General features: G+C 47.1%; 14 protein-coding genes, 3 tRNA genes, 1 other RNA gene and 1 other annotated feature. Of the genes, 15 read left to right on the top strand and 3 right to left on the bottom strand.

The features are described 5' to 3' along the window. The first annotated feature begins 188 nt into the window (after nucleotides 1-188). Nucleotides 189-1,655: an IMP dehydrogenase gene (gene guaB / locus ITJ88_RS14595; protein ID WP_195866114.1), complete on the top strand. Its 1,467-nt coding sequence runs from the start codon at nucleotides 189-191 to the stop codon at nucleotides 1,653-1,655. A 42-nt stretch (nucleotides 1,656-1,697) separates the two neighbouring features. Here the strand turns inward: guaB and pdxR are convergent, their stop codons facing one another. Next, nucleotides 1,698-3,146, bottom strand: coding sequence for a MocR-like pyridoxine biosynthesis transcription factor PdxR (gene pdxR / locus ITJ88_RS14590; RefSeq protein ID WP_370567842.1), 1,449 nt, complete (start codon nucleotides 3,144-3,146; stop codon nucleotides 1,698-1,700). A 71-nt stretch (nucleotides 3,147-3,217) separates the two neighbouring features. On the opposite strand from pdxR, the gene pdxS reads away from it, so the two are divergent. The 8 genes from pdxS (at nucleotide 3,218) to ITJ88_RS14550 (ending at nucleotide 8,613) form a co-directional block, all read left to right on the top strand. Continuing rightward, entirely contained in the window at nucleotides 3,218-4,105 is an 888-nt protein-coding gene (pdxS, locus tag ITJ88_RS14585; protein ID WP_195866113.1) for a pyridoxal 5'-phosphate synthase lyase subunit PdxS, read from the top strand. Then, nucleotides 4,099-4,677: a pyridoxal 5'-phosphate synthase glutaminase subunit PdxT gene (gene pdxT, locus ITJ88_RS14580; protein WP_195866112.1), complete on the top strand. Its 579-nt coding sequence runs from the start codon at nucleotides 4,099-4,101 to the stop codon at nucleotides 4,675-4,677. The genes pdxS and pdxT overlap by 7 nt, the downstream gene beginning before the upstream one ends. Before the next feature lie 91 nt (nucleotides 4,678-4,768). Further along, nucleotides 4,769-6,004, top strand: a complete 1,236-nt coding sequence (locus ITJ88_RS14575) for a D-alanyl-D-alanine carboxypeptidase family protein (protein WP_195866111.1) — start codon at nucleotides 4,769-4,771, stop codon at nucleotides 6,002-6,004. A gap of 12 nt (nucleotides 6,005-6,016) precedes the next feature. After that, nucleotides 6,017-6,224, top strand: a binding site (T-box leader). A gap of 61 nt (nucleotides 6,225-6,285) precedes the next feature. Then, on the top strand, nucleotides 6,286-7,563 hold the full coding sequence (gene serS, locus ITJ88_RS14570) for a serine--tRNA ligase (RefSeq protein ID WP_050679050.1): 1,278 nt from the start codon (nucleotides 6,286-6,288) through the stop codon (nucleotides 7,561-7,563). Between the two features lie 137 nt (nucleotides 7,564-7,700). After that, nucleotides 7,701-7,791: transfer RNA gene (locus ITJ88_RS14565), tRNA-Ser, on the top strand. Nucleotides 7,792-7,830: 39 nt separating this feature from the next. Further along, nucleotides 7,831-7,921: transfer RNA gene (locus ITJ88_RS14560), tRNA-Ser, on the top strand. A 35-nt stretch (nucleotides 7,922-7,956) separates the two neighbouring features. After that, nucleotides 7,957-8,046, top strand: a tRNA-Ser gene (locus ITJ88_RS14555). Nucleotides 8,047-8,148: 102 nt separating this feature from the next. Beyond that, entirely contained in the window at nucleotides 8,149-8,613 is a 465-nt protein-coding gene (locus tag ITJ88_RS14550; RefSeq protein WP_195866110.1) for a DinB family protein, read from the top strand. A gap of 72 nt (nucleotides 8,614-8,685) precedes the next feature. Here the strand turns inward: ITJ88_RS14550 and ITJ88_RS14545 are convergent, their stop codons facing one another. Then, nucleotides 8,686-9,363: a deoxynucleoside kinase gene (locus tag ITJ88_RS14545; RefSeq protein ID WP_029343036.1), complete on the bottom strand. Its 678-nt coding sequence runs from the start codon at nucleotides 9,361-9,363 to the stop codon at nucleotides 8,686-8,688. After that, the gene (locus ITJ88_RS14540) at nucleotides 9,360-9,989 is read right to left on the bottom strand and encodes a deoxynucleoside kinase (RefSeq protein ID WP_050679045.1); all 630 of its coding nucleotides are present in this window, start codon (nucleotides 9,987-9,989) and stop codon (nucleotides 9,360-9,362) included. The genes ITJ88_RS14545 and ITJ88_RS14540 overlap by 4 nt, the downstream gene beginning before the upstream one ends. Nucleotides 9,990-10,097: 108 nt before the next feature. Here ITJ88_RS14540 and tadA point away from each other — a divergent pair, with 108 nt between their 5' ends. The 6 genes from tadA (at nucleotide 10,098) to ITJ88_RS14510 (ending at nucleotide 13,872) form a co-directional block, all read left to right on the top strand. After that, a complete protein-coding gene (tadA, locus tag ITJ88_RS14535; protein WP_149426588.1) occupies nucleotides 10,098-10,604 on the top strand; it encodes a tRNA adenosine(34) deaminase TadA in 507 nt (168 codons plus the stop codon). Between the two features lie 48 nt (nucleotides 10,605-10,652). Then, an RNA gene (gene ffs, locus ITJ88_RS14530) (signal recognition particle sRNA large type) lies at nucleotides 10,653-10,919 on the top strand. Nucleotides 10,920-11,014: 95 nt separating this feature from the next. After that, entirely contained in the window at nucleotides 11,015-12,700 is a 1,686-nt protein-coding gene (gene dnaX / locus ITJ88_RS14525) for a DNA polymerase III subunit gamma/tau (RefSeq protein ID WP_195866109.1), read from the top strand. An 18-nt stretch (nucleotides 12,701-12,718) separates the two neighbouring features. Then, entirely contained in the window at nucleotides 12,719-13,039 is a 321-nt protein-coding gene (locus ITJ88_RS14520) for a YbaB/EbfC family nucleoid-associated protein (RefSeq protein ID WP_023469881.1), read from the top strand. A gap of 18 nt (nucleotides 13,040-13,057) precedes the next feature. After that, on the top strand, nucleotides 13,058-13,657 hold the full coding sequence (recR, locus tag ITJ88_RS14515) for a recombination mediator RecR (protein ID WP_023469882.1): 600 nt from the start codon (nucleotides 13,058-13,060) through the stop codon (nucleotides 13,655-13,657). Next, nucleotides 13,654-13,872: a YaaL family protein gene (locus ITJ88_RS14510; protein WP_023469883.1), complete on the top strand. Its 219-nt coding sequence runs from the start codon at nucleotides 13,654-13,656 to the stop codon at nucleotides 13,870-13,872. Before recR ends, ITJ88_RS14510 begins: the two co-directional genes overlap by 4 nt. Nucleotides 13,873-14,102 lie beyond the last annotated feature (230 nt).

Below are 14,102 nucleotides of genomic sequence, written 5' to 3'. Positions count from 1 at the left end.
GGGGGCTTCCCCCTGTGAGGATAGGACGTTGCCAGGCACTTGACCGATCTGCAGATTGCAGGTCGGTCTTTTTGTGTTATGTGAAACTTCAGACTGTTCTGATTATTGGTCGAGTCATTGACATGACACCCTCTGCTTGTTACCATAACATCAATATTCTTTTATAAAAGAGAAAGCGAGTGGATAACATGTGGGAGAACAAATTTGCTAAAGAGGGTTTGACGTTTGATGACGTCTTACTCGTACCCCGTCGTTCGAGTGTCTTGCCGCGCGACGTTGATTTATCTGTCACGCTATGTGAAGGGATCACACTTAATATTCCGTTGATCAGTGCTGGGATGGATACCGTCACAGAAGCACCGATGGCAATCGCAATGGCACGTCAAGGTGGTCTTGGTGTCATTCATAAGAATATGTCAATGGAAGAACAAGCAGAACATGTCGATCGCGTCAAACGTTCTGAAAATGGTGTCATCACGAATCCGTTCTATTTGACGCCAGAGCGTCAAGTCTACGATGCTGAGTATTTGATGAGTAAGTACCGTATCTCTGGTGTTCCAATCGTTAATAACGAAACAGATCGTAAATTAGTAGGGATTTTGACGAACCGTGATCTTCGTTTCGTCAAGGATTATTCGACTGTCATTGAAACGGTGATGACGACAGAAGAACTCGTGACAGCAAAAGTTGGTACGTCCCTTGCCGAAGCAGAACAGATTCTCCACAAACATCGCATCGAAAAGTTACCACTCGTTGATGAGAACGGTGTATTAAAAGGGTTAATCACGACAAAGGATATCGAAAAAGTCGAACAGTATCCACATGCTGCGAAAGATCAGTTCGGACGTTTACTCGTCGCAGCAGCTGTCGGCGTAACGAAAGACGCTTCGACGCGCGCGAAGTTCCTTGTCGATGCAGGTGTCGATGCACTCGTCGTCGATACGGCACACGGTCACTCAGAAGGTGTTCTTCTCAAAGTACGTGAACTTCGTGAAGAATATCCAGACTTACCAATCATTGCGGGTAACGTTGCGACGGCAGAAGCAACACGCGATTTGATTGAAGCCGGTGCATCTGTCATCAAAGTTGGTATCGGACCTGGTTCGATCTGTACGACACGTGTTGTCGCAGGCGTCGGTGTACCACAAATCACAGCCGTCTTCGATTGTGCGACAGAAGCACGGAAACATGGTGTCTCGATCATCGCTGACGGTGGCATCAAGTATTCTGGCGATATCGTAAAAGCACTTGCTGCTGGCGGTCACGCTGTCATGCTCGGAAGCTTACTTGCAGGAGTAGAAGAGAGTCCAGGTGAGATGGAAATCTACCAAGGACGTCAATTCAAAACGTACCGTGGTATGGGTTCTGAAGCATCGATGAAACGCGGTAGCCAAGATCGTTACTTCCAAGAAGCAGACAAGAAGTTCGTTCCAGAAGGAATCGAAGGACGTGTCGCTTACCGTGGTAAACTCGGCGATTCGGTGTACCAACTCGTTGGTGGTATTCGTTCAGGTATGGGATACTGTGGCGCTGCAACGTTAGAAGAATTGCGTGAAGAGACACAGTTCATCCGTATGACAGGCGCTGGTTTGCAAGAGAGCCATCCGCACGATATTCAAATTACAAAAGAAGCATCGAACTATACACGTCAGTAAACAAAAGCCTCGTCTTTCTCTAGTAGAAAGGCGAGGCTTTTTTCATGATGATTTACGCAAATCCCACGCGTCCATCAACAATTGTAATCCTTCCATCAACTCTTGCTCAGAGAGACTTGCAAATCCAAGGACGATTTGAGGGGTATCGGAGAGAAGCGGTAACTGGGCATATTGAGAAAGACCATATACTTGGATGCCTTGTTGTTGTGCCCGCATTACGAGCTCCGGCTCCGTCATCCCGTTCGCTACGGACACGACGACATGGAGTCCCGCACTTTCGCCGGTCAATCGTAAGGCAGGAATCCGGCGAAGTGATTGGATTAAGACGTCGAGCTTGCGACGATAGACTTTACGCATCCGGTTGAGATGTCGTTCAAAGTCGCCCTCTTTCATGAAGCGCGTCAAGATTGTTTGATCGAAGCGCGAGACACTACATGTATAGTGTGATAGTTCTGTTTGATACCGAGCGCGTAAGACTTCGGGTAAGACCATATAACCGATTCGTAGGGAAGGCATGAGTGATTTTGAGAAAGTACTCATGTAAATGACACGATTGCTGTCCATGTTGTGTAAAGACGGAATCGATTTACCGCTGTAGCGGAATTCGCTATCATAGTCGTCTTCGATGATAAAACGGGTCGGATCCATCGCCGCCCAGTTTAACAACTGATGTCTTCGGTTGACGGATAAGATGCTACCGGACGGAAATTGATGGGCCGGTGTGACATACATGACATCGACGTTTGATTCCTGTAAGTGATCAATCCGTAATCCATTCGCATCAACACGAATCGGTTCAATCATGCGTTCATGATTTTCAAGTAAGAGGCGTGTCGTATGATAACCGGGATCCTCGATACCGTACGTGACGTCGCGTCCCAGTAAGAAGAGAACGAGCGGCAACAATTGCTCGACACCTGAACCGACGACGATTTGTTCAGGAGAACAGACGACACCACGAGAATGATAAAGATAGGTCGCAATCTCTTCGCGTAACGCGAGATCGCCTTGCGGATGACCGAGTGAGACAAGTGGGTGGTGATCGGTATCGATGATATCTTTGGCATACTTTCGCCAACGAGCGAACGGGAAAGAGATCCCTTCAATCTTACTTGGATGAAAATCATACGTGATGATCGGTTTTTCTTTAGTCATACGTGGTTCGATGACGGGTGAGGTTTTGACGTAAGCAAGTTCCTCATAGGCAAGAACGAAGTAACCTTTACGTGAGATGGATTCAACATATCCTTCTGCGACAAGTTGTTGGTAAGCAAGCTCAATCGTCGTTTGACTTAAGTTCAAAAATTGACCGAGTTTTCGTTTGGATGGTAATTTCGTGCCGTATGCTAAACGACCGGCAATGATTTCATTTCGGATCTGTTGATAAAGCTGTTCATAAAGTGGTTTTTCCTGATTGCGCGTAAGTTGAAATGATAGCATGTCCATCTCGTCTGACTCCTTCTTCGTAAACTGACCTGTTGAAATCATCATAAACTGATACTTTTAAAAGTGTCAACGTTCCGTATACTAAAGGAGTGAAAGTCAACCAAGGGGGAATGGATATGGAACGTCAACAAGGAACGGATCGTGTCAAACGTGGAATGGCTGAAATGCAAAAGGGTGGCGTCATCATGGATGTCGTCAATGCGGAACAAGCGAAGATTGCGGAAGCAGCAGGTGCTGTTGCAGTCATGGCACTTGAACGTGTCCCGTCTGATATTCGTCGTGACGGAGGCGTCGCACGAATGGCAGATCCGTTGATTACGGAAGAAGTACTCGGAGCGGTCTCAATTCCCGTCATGGCAAAGTGCCGGATTGGTCATATCGTCGAAGCACGTGTTCTCGAATCGATGGGGGTCGATTTCATTGATGAGAGTGAGGTCCTGACTCCGGCAGATGAACAATATCATTTACTGAAGTCAGAGTTCACTGTGCCGTTCGTCTGTGGCGCACGTGATCTTGGGGAAGCCGCTCGTCGCATCGCAGAAGGAGCCGCGATGATTCGGACGAAAGGCGAGCCTGGGACTGGGAACGTCGTCGAAGCTGTTCGCCATATGCGACAAATTCAAGCACAATTGAATCAGATTTTACATTTCAGTCCAGATGAATTGATGACATTTGCGAAAGAATGGGGTGCTCCGTACGAAGTATTACGTGATATTCGGACACAGGGACGTCTACCGGTCGTCAACTTTGCAGCCGGTGGAGTCGCGACACCAGCTGATGCCGCACTCATGATGCACCTAGGGGCAGATGGTGTCTTCGTCGGATCGGGGATCTTTAAATCAGAACACCCAGAACGTGTCGCTCGAGCGATTGTCGAAGCTGTTACGTACAAAGATGATTTTGAACGGATCGCGTCTTTATCCAAAGGGCTCGGAACAGCAATGAAAGGAATCGATGTCACATCGATGCCGTTTGAGGAACGGATGGCGACACGCGGATGGTAATTGGTATTCTGGATGTTCAAGGTGCGGTCCGTGAGCATCGACAGCAACTTGAAGGTCTTGGTGTCGATGTCGTTCTCGTCAAACAAGTGAGCGATCTCGATGGACTCGATGGACTCGTCTTACCAGGAGGCGAATCGACCGCGATGCGTCGATTGATCGAACGCTATGAATTACTGGAACCGCTTCGGGAAAAAGCGACGACATTACCGATGTTCGGAACATGTGCCGGAATGATTCTACTCGCAACCGCTGTCGAAGCAGGTCAGAGTCATCTCAACGCGATTTCGATGACGGTCCGTCGAAATGCCTTCGGTCGACAAATCGATTCATTTGAAGGATTGCTACCGGTTGAAGGGATTGAAGAGCCAATCGAGGCAGTATTCATTCGAGCGCCATTGATTCTGTCTGTCGGGGAAGGAACACGGGTGATTGCGAAAGTCGAAGAGCAGATCGTTGCCGTCGAGACATCGTTACACCTCGCGTGCTCGTTCCACCCTGAATTGACAGAGGACGATCGCTTACACCGCTATTTTTTACAAAAAATCAAACAGCGGCAGTCCGTCCGTTCATAAAGTGTGGAAGCATCTGACAGGTTCTACTGTCAGGTGCTTCTTTTGTGCTACACTATTCGTAAAACGAATGATTGAGTGAAGGAGAGACACGATGAAACGAATCATACTACTCTGTTTAAGTGTGCTCCTAGTCGTAGGATTTCCTACAGCGGGACAAGCAGCACCTTCGATTCAAGCAGAGTCTTACATAATGGCCGATGCGGTCACAGGGAAAATCCTCCTTCAATCGGAAGCGGATGTTTCGTTGCCCCCTGCTTCGATGACGAAGCTGATGACGCTCTACCTCGTCAGACGACAAATCGAATTGAAAAAACTGACGTGGGATCAAAAAATCACGCCGAGTGCAAAAGTGTTAAAGCTTGCGAAGACGTCCGGAATCGCGCGTGTTCCAGTTAAAGCCAAAACATACACGGTTCGCGAGATGTATAATGCGGCGTTCATCAAATCGGCCAATGATGCAGCGGTCATGCTAGCCGAAACTGTCGCCGGTTCAGAAGCGACGTTCGTTGAAAAGATGAATGAGACAGCAAAACAGTTCGGGATGAACGACACGGAGTATGCGAATGCATCTGGTTTAGATGCTGTCGATGCGACCCTTCCAGGAACGAATTTAATGACAGCGACGGATATCGCGTTACTCGTCATCCGCTACATCAAGGATTACCCGGATGTCCTGGATGTGACGAACAAAACACAGATGAAACTTGATGGAGAAGTCTTGAATAACTCGAATAAGATGTTGGCAAAGGAAAAATTCGCATATGCCGGCATGCGGGGGATGAAGACCGGAACGACTGATTTAGCCGGTTATTGCTTCGCGAGCGTAACGACGCGGGATAATATGACGCTTGTCACGGTCGTCATGCGAACGGATTCCGATCAAGCCCGTTTCAAGGAAACGAAAAAGCTGCTCGACTATGGTTTTGCGACGTTTGAGCCGTTGACGTATTACGGAAAAGGCGAACGAATCAAAGACGTTCTTCCGATTAAAGGAGCAACCGACCGAAAGCTAGACGTCGTCACGGACGGTTCGTTATACGTTACGGTCTTAAAACAAGCGGAGACGCGGGAACCACGGTTCGACTTCTCTAAAACAACAGCTCCCGTGACGAAACAAGAAGTCGTCGGGACGTTGCAGGTCGCGGACGATGGGATCTATCTACCAGGTTTTGAGACACCCCGCGTGAATTTATATAGCGCAACTGCGGTTCCACTTGCGAGTGTTCCGACACGCCTCGTCCGTGCTTGGACAGCGTGGTCGAAGCAAATTGAACAAGCGATTCAACAATCGACTCTTGTCAACTTCCAAGGCGATGGTGTAAAGTAAGACTAATCTCATAAAGATGCTATGAACGGACCAAGTAGATGTATCGATACTGTTAAGAGAGCTAGTGGGTGGTGTGAACTAGTCAGATCGATGGATTGAATCGAGCCGGATCGCACACCTTGCGAACAAGGTGCGGGTACGCCCGTTATCGCGTCTTAAGTTGGCTAGATGTGTCTAGCAATGAGGGTGGCAACGCGGATCCAGGTGATTCGTCCCTTTTCGGTAGGAATACCGGAAAGAGACGAGTCGCCTTTTTTTATGACATAAAGGAGGAATTACAGATGATTGATATTAAACGATTACGCCAAGATTTTGACGCCATTCAAGAAAAGTTAGCGCACCGAGGAGAGGACTTGACGGACATGAACCGTTTCCTCGCCCTTGATGAGAAACGCCGAGAACTGATTGCGCGGACAGAAGTCTTGAAAGCAGAACGAAATGAAGCAACGAAAAAAATCGCTGAACTGAAGCGCAATAAAGAAAATGCGGATGAAGCGATCGCTGCGATGCGTAGTGTTGGAGACGAGATCAAGACACTTGACGATGAGTTACGCGATGTTGAAGCGACATTGAACCAACTGCTCCTCGGTATTCCAAATATTCCACATGACAGCGTACCGGTCGGTTCTTCTGAAGACGATAACGTTGTCTTACGTGAAGTCGGTGACAAACCAGCGTTTGACTTCGAAGCGGTCCCACACTGGGATTTGATGGAGCAATTGAAGATCGTCGATGTCGAGCGTGCCGGAAAAGTAACAGGCAGCCGTTTCGTCTTTTACCGCGGAGCGGGGGCACGTCTTGAGCGGGCATTGATTAACTTCATGATGGATCTTCACCAAGATCAGCATGGCTACACAGAAATCTTGCCACCACTCATGGTCAACCGTGACTCTATGACAGGAACAGGACAATTGCCGAAGTTCGAAGAGGATGCCTTTAAGATTGAAGAGACGAACTACTTCCTCGTACCGACAGCAGAAGTTCCGGTGACGAACATGCACCGTGAAGAAATCCTAACAGCAGATCAGTTACCGATCGGCTATGCGGCATACAGCCAATGTTTCCGTTCAGAAGCTGGTTCTGCCGGACGCGATACACGCGGTTTGATTCGTCAGCACCAATTCAATAAAGTCGAACTCGTTCGTTTCGTCAAACCAGAAGAATCTTACGAACAGCTCGAATTGTTAACAGGACAAGCAGAGACAGTCTTGAAAAAGCTGAAACTGCCGTATCAAGTATTGAGCATGTGTACAGCTGATCTCGGATTCACGGCTGCGAAGAAATACGACATCGAAGTCTGGATGCCAAGCCAAGGCGTCTACCGTGAAATCTCTTCTTGTTCAAACTTTGAAGATTTCCAAGCACGACGGGCACAGATTCGTTTCCGCCGCGAAGCGAACGCAAAACCAGAATTCGTTCACACGTTAAACGGTTCTGCCCTTGCAGTCGGTCGGACAGTTGCTGCGATCTTAGAGAACTACCAGCAAGCGGATGGATCAGTTGTTATTCCAGAAGTGCTTCGTCCATACATGGGTGGTCTTGAAGTGATTCAAGCTTAAGTCAGAAGGGGGAGTAATCCCCCTTTCTGTATTTTAAAAAGTTTTTTTAGAAAAGGTCTTTACACGTTAAAAGGCAGATGCTATCATAATTAATGTCAGGAAAACAGACAGGTCATCATTGATCTGGTAAGAAGTACGGAGGCGTACTCAAGTGGTTTAAGAGAACGGTCTTGAAAACCGTCAGGCGGCGAAAGCCGTGCGTGGGTTCGAATCCCACCGCCTCCTCCATTTTTATTTTTTGACAACGACATGCACGTTTTATAGCTTGGAGGCGTACTCAAGTGGTTTAAGAGAACGGTCTTGAAAACCGTCAGGCGGCGAAAGCCGTGCGTGGGTTCGAATCCCACCGCCTCCTCCACTTCTTTTTTTTTACCCAAAAATAAAAATAATCATGGAGTCGTACCCAAGTCCGGCTGAAGGGGACGGACTCGAAATCCGTTAGGGGTCGCAAGGCTCGCGTGGGTTCGAATCCCACCGACTCCGCTTTTTATGAAGCATCTCAATTCTGAGGTGCTTTTTTGTTGCATCGATTTCTTCGTGCGTGCTATGGTTGCCTACGTGAAAAACGAAGAAGAGGTGGACGAAATGAACGAACAAACAAAAGAATCGTTGCTTTCGCATTATGCGATGACGATGACATATGTAAAAGACTTAGAACAGATTTCAGAAGAGGCGTGGCGGACATCGTATGCAGAAGGTAAGTGGACGGTTGCTGAGATCATCGGTCACTTATCACCATGGGATCGCTTCATGGTCGCAGAGCGCATCCCGTACTTGCTCGCGGGGGAACCATTCCGTATCGCACCGGATAGCCAAGCCGTCAATGAGGAAGCGGCGAAGATGAGCCGTGAGCAGCAACGGATCTTGACGATTGATGAGTTTTTAGTCAGCCGTGACTTGTTGCGCCGTGCAGTCGAATTGATTCCGGAAGAACGCCTGCAGGATAAGGTCGTCATTAAAGACAAAGAATTGACGATCGGTCAGTTCCTCGGAGCAATGGCTCAACATGATCTACACCATATGGAACAAATCAATCAAGTGATTGGTTAATGCGAGGGAGATGCGACACGCATCTCCTTTTTTGTGCAAAAAAAGATCCGCCTAAGAGGCAGATCTGATCAGTTAGCGTGTATTGGCAATACGAGCAACTTCAAGCTGCTTTTCAATCTTCGCGAGAATCCGATCGATGGATTCTGGCTCGTTCAGTAAATCGTATTCGTCGATCGACAAACGAAGTACCGGGCAAATCGTGAAGTTATTGATCCAGTTCGTATAACGCTCATACATCTCTTCCCAATATTCGATTGGTGTCTGTTGCTCCATCTCACGTCCGCGAAGACGAATTCGTTCTAGTACTTGTTCGAACGAACCTTCAAGATAGATCAAAAGATCCGGGTGCGGGAAGAATGGTGTCATGACCATTGCGTCAAACAAACTTGAGTATGTCTCGTAATCCGTTGGAGACATCGTTCCTTTTTCGAAATGCATCTTAGCAAAGATCCCTGTGTCTTCATAGATCGAACGATCTTGGATGAAACCACCACCGTATTGGAAAATCCGCTTTTGCTCCTTGAAGCGTTCAGCGAGGAAATAGATTTGGAGGTGGAAGCTCCAACGCTCGAAATCATGATAGAATTTATCCAAGTAAGGGTTCGTATCGACTTTTTCGAGTGACGTCCGGAAACCAAGGGCATCTGCTAATCCGTTTGTGATCGTTGATTTACCGATCCCGACCATACCGCCGATCGTAATGACGGCATCTGCCGGGATGTTGTATTGTTCGCGTAGCTTCAAGTTCATGCGTGGTTCGCTCCTTCATATAATTCGTTCCGGATCGTCGTCAAGACGTACTCGAGATCTTCCGGTCGCTTGACGAAGTCGAGTGCATCTCCGTCGAAACGGATGATTTTGACTTCCGGATGTTTGGCTTGGTATTCCGTGACGAATGTCTCGTAATCCTCGGCTAATTGTTCGAGATAGGCACGTGACATGTTTTCTTCGATTTCTCGTCCGCGCAGCGCAACACGTTTCATCAAGGTGTCGATGCTTGCGTTCAAGTAGATGACAGCATCCGGTTTCGGCATGTCTGTCGTCAGGATCGAATAGATTTGTTCGTACTTCTCAAGATGCTCTACCTTCAGAGAGCGGTGTGCAAAAATCAAGTTCTTAAAGATATGGTAATCAGCAACGACAGAGCGTTGTTTACTGAGGTAATGACGTTCGATATCATCGAGTTGTTTGAAGCGATTGCACAAGAAGAACATTTCCGTCTGGAAGCTCCATTCTTCGATATCTTCATAGAACTTTCCAAGAAAGGGATTTTCTTCGACGATTTCGCGTAACATAGAAAAAGAGAAATGGTGACTGATGGCGTTCGCAAGTGATGTTTTGCCTACACCAATCGGTCCTTCAACCGTTATGAACATATACAATGACCCTCCGTTCAGCAAAGTGCAATTTATATTTTAGCACAAAGAAGTACGACTTGCTGAAGTTTCAAAAGGAGAATTTTTTTAGAGTGAGGAGTATCATCGATGGAACGACAGGAACACTATATGCGCCTTGCGATCGAAGAGGCGAAAAAGGCAGAAGCGATCGGTGAAGTTCCGATCGGATGTGTCATCGTCAAAGACGATGAAGTCATCGCGACGGGCTACAATCACCGGGAAACGGATCAACAGGCGACGGCACATGCCGAGTTGATCGCGATTGAGGAAGCTTGCCGAAAGCTCGGGAACTGGCGACTTGAAGGGTGCGAGTTATACGTGACACTCGAACCGTGTCCGATGTGTGCAGGAGCCATCATGCTGTCGCGAATCGAACATGTCATCTTTGGTGCTGTTGATCCGAAAGGTGGATGCTGTGGAACACTGATGAACTTGGTGCAAGACGATCGGTTCAATCATGTCTCAGAGCTGACGAGCGGTATATTAGAAAAAGAGTGTGGGGAGATGCTAACGACGTTCTTTCGGGAACTGCGCGCGAAAAAGAAAGCACGAAAGCGGGCAATGGGTTGCATCACACCAGATGAAACAGTATAATGAAAAAGCACTGAAACAAGGTGCCACTAAAAATCGATAAACCATTTGCCGTGCTAGGTGGGGATGTAGCGGTTCCCTGTCACTCGCAATCCGCTATAGCGAGACTGAATTCCATGTCGAGGGATATGATTGGTGTGGTCTGCCTCACGTAAGTAGCGTTGACGTTTGAGTCCTACGCAACAGATACCCATGAACCAGGTCAGGTCCGGAAGGAAGCAGCCTTAAGTGGTGCTCTCTGTGTGTTGTAGGGGTGCTTGGACTGAGCAGGCTGCGTGAGTAACGCATGTTGAACATATTTCAGAATATGGTGCGCGGCAGTTTAATTTTTAAAGACAAGTCTACAGCCGGTTTCGGTTGTAGACTTTTTTAGGTAAAATAGAATGAGGAACTTAAAAAGAGGAGGCGCAAACTTGGCCTATCAAGCACTATACCGCGTGTACCGTCCGCAACGATTCGACGAAGTCGTTGGACAAGCGCATATCACCCGTACGATCCAAAATGCATTGATGGAGGGACGGATGTCCCACGCCTATCTATTTTCGGGTCCTCGTGGAACAGGAAAGACGAGTCTTGCCAAAATCATCGCTAAAGCGATCAACTGTGAGCATGCTCCGGTCAAAGAACCGTGTAATACGTGCCCGACGTGTCTTGCGATAACAGAAGGATCAAGTCCGGACGTCTTCGAAATCGATGCGGCTTCCAATAACGGCGTAGATGAGATTCGGGAAATCCGGGATAAAGTCAAATATCCCCCTTCAGAAGCAGCCTATAAAGTCTATATCATTGATGAAGTGCATATGTTGTCGACAGGTGCCTTTAATGCCTTGCTCAAAACACTAGAAGAACCGCCGGCGCACGCCATCTTCATCTTAGCAACGACTGAACCACATAAAATCCCGGCAACGATCATCTCGCGTTGCCAACGTTTCGATGTGAAGCGGCATGAAGTCGATCAACTCGTAGAGCGGATGCAATATATCTTAAAAGATCAATCGATCGAGTATTCGGATACAGCATTACGATTGATCGCCCGAGCGGCAGATGGTGGTATGCGTGATGCGCTGAGTCTACTCGACCAAGCGGTTGCTTTTTCGAACGGTGATCTAAACGATGCAGCCGTTCTTGAAGTGACAGGGGCAGTAGAAGATGAAGCGTTACTGAACATTGCCCGTGCCTTACATGAACATCAAGTCGATCAGTTGTTACAGACGCTTGAAACGATGCAACGAGCGGGAAAAGATCTAAAACGTTTCGTTGAGGATCTCATCTTCTTTTACCGAGACACGTTGTTATTGAAAGCCTCGCCTACAGCTGTCGATTTGTTGGAGCGTGCGCGCCCGACGGATGAGTTCAAACAATTCGTTGAATCGATTGAAGCGGAGACGTGCTTTACGATCATTGATCAGTTACATGACTGCCAACAACAGATGCGGTTGACGAATCATCCGCGGGTCCTCGTTGAGATTGCCTTCATTCAAATTGCGGAACAGGGGAGAACGACGGGACAGATCGTCCAATCGTTGCAACAGGAAGTCCGCGAAATGAAAGAACAGATGCACCAATGGAAGTCGAATGGTGTTCCAGCACAAGAAGTGGCTGCACCACAAGCGCAGCCGAAGCGAAAACAAGGACGACCAACCGTTCGGATCGCGAAAGAGCGCATTCGTCAAATGTTAGGACGAGCAGAGAAAGCCCAGTTGCGCGAGATTCAAGAACGCTGGGATCACATCTTAAAATGGATTTTAAAAGAAGATGGCCCCATCTACTCGTTACTCCATGAGAGTAAACCGGTTCTTTGTTCAGCGGATACGTTGCTGATTGAATTCGATGACGGTAAAGGATGGCACTTTGAGCAGGTCATGACGAATGAACGAACACGTTTCGTCATTGAAGAAGCACTATACGAAGTATGCGGAGTCAAACGCGAAATTTTAGCGATTCTCTCAAAGGATTGGCATGAACTGAAGGCAGAGTTTGTTGCTAAGCGAAATAGTAGTAGTATAGAAGAGAAGGAAACAAAACAAGAATCGGAGAGCGATCAGTTATTGTCCGAGACGCTTGGTCGTTTTGGTGATATCGTAGAGTTCGAAGATTAAATTCGAGGAGGAATACAGATGCGCGGAATGGGAAACATGAACAATATGATGAAACAGATGCAGAAGATGCAAAAGGATATGGCGAAAGCACAAGAAGAACTAAAAGACTTAACAGTGACAGGTACAGCAGGCGGAGAAATGGTCTCAGTCGTCGCTGATGGTCATAAAAATATCGTAGATGTCATCATTAAAGAAGAAGTCGTTGATCCAGATGATGTTGAAATGATTCAAGATCTCGTCTTAGCTGCAACAAACGATGCTTTGAAGAAGGTCGATGAACTCGTAGCAAGTAAAATGGGGAAATTCACACAAGGTATGAATCTGCCGGGAATGTTTTAATTCGTAGGAGGAAACCACTTGCAATATCCTGAAGCGATTAGTCGTTTGATCGAAAGTTTTACGAAACTGCCGGGAATTGGTCCGAAGACAGCGGTTCGTCTAGCGTTTCATGTCCTTGATATGGAAGAGGACGATGTCTTGATGTTCGGTAAGGCATTGGTCAGCGCGAAGCGCGACATTGCCTACTGTAGTGTCTGCGGGAATATCACGGATCAAGATCCTTGTTATGTATGTACAGATAAACACCGAAACCGTACGATTGTCTGTGTCGTCCAAGATTCAAGGGATGTCATTGCAATGGAAAAGATGCGAGATTACCAAGGGTTGTATCATGTCTTGCATGGAGCGATCAGTCCAATGGAAGGAATCGGTCCAGAGGATATCAATGTATCTAGCCTACTGACACGTCTTCAAGCGGACGAAGCGATTACGGAAGTCATCTTAGCAACCAATCCGAACATTGAAGGAGAAGCGACGGCGATGTATCTATCGCGTCTCTTAAAACCGACGGGTATTCGGATCACTCGGATTGCTCATGGTCTTCCGGTTGGTGGAGATCTTGAATACGCAGATGAAGTGACGTTATCTCGTGCAATGGAGGGACGTCGCGAGCTATGAGTTGGTTTCGAAAGAAGATTCGCAGTGAGTACGACCAGCGTTTGTTAGAAGAATTAGCAAAAGCCAAAGAAGATTATTTGATGAAGCGTCATCTCTTAGAAATCAGCTATGATGACTACGGTGATTTAGAAGCACAAATGAAGTTAGCGGAATCACTGTATTTCTTCTATATAAGCGAAGCAAAAAGAAGACGCGTCTCATTGATGATGAAGTAAACCGCAGCCATTCTTGTCTGCGGTTTTTACATGCTCTAAAAAAACTATAAGTTATTTTAATAAAGTAGTTGCGTATGTCTAATTATCGTGATATATTAATTCATGTCCTTAAGAGGACGAGCGCTTACGGCAAACAAGTAAAAAACAATTTCAAAAAAGTTGTTGACTTCTTGTTTCAGACTTGGTATTCTAATTGAGTCGCCAAAACAGGCGCGGACGAACTTTGAAAA

This window comes from Exiguobacterium abrahamii, assembly GCF_015645365.1.
GTDB classification, from domain to species: domain Bacteria; phylum Bacillota; class Bacilli; order Exiguobacteriales; family Exiguobacteriaceae; genus Exiguobacterium_A; species Exiguobacterium_A abrahamii.
This window is presented reverse-complemented; position numbering and strand designations above follow the sequence as displayed.